The sequence below is a fragment of the Chromohalobacter sp. HP20-39 genome (assembly GCF_033052815.1).
Lineage (GTDB): Bacteria > Pseudomonadota > Gammaproteobacteria > Pseudomonadales > Halomonadaceae > Chromohalobacter.
This window is the reverse complement of the sequence record NZ_JAWHTP010000863.1, coordinates 1-257: the sequence shown is the minus strand read 5'-3', so window position 1 is coordinate 257 and position 257 is coordinate 1. Positions and strand designations below refer to the sequence as shown.

Sequence of the window (257 nt, the reverse complement as noted above, 5' to 3'; positions counted from 1 at the left end):
ATGAGCGACAGCTCGGCCTGGGAACTCGTTTGAGGCGCGGCCGACAGACCGGGGGGAGGCCTCAGGCGGAGGCAGGTCGAGGGGGTTCGCAGGCGGCCGCGACCTCACCGAAGGCTCGGACCAGATCGACATCGAGCTTCGCGGTCATCTGCCTCAGGATGGCGTAGGCCTCCGGGGCCGATTTCGGCGCCTTGTAGGGGCGCGCCTCGATCAGCGCGGCGAAGATGTCGCAAATGGTGATCAGACGGACGAGATCC

The 257-nt window shown here is 67.3% G+C and carries 1 protein-coding gene; it reads right to left on the bottom strand.

What is annotated here, in order from left to right:
- Nucleotides 1-61: 61 nt before the first annotated feature.
- The coding region (locus RVY79_RS20415) for a hypothetical protein (protein WP_411161770.1) at nucleotides 62-257 on the bottom strand (196 nt) is incomplete at its 5' end.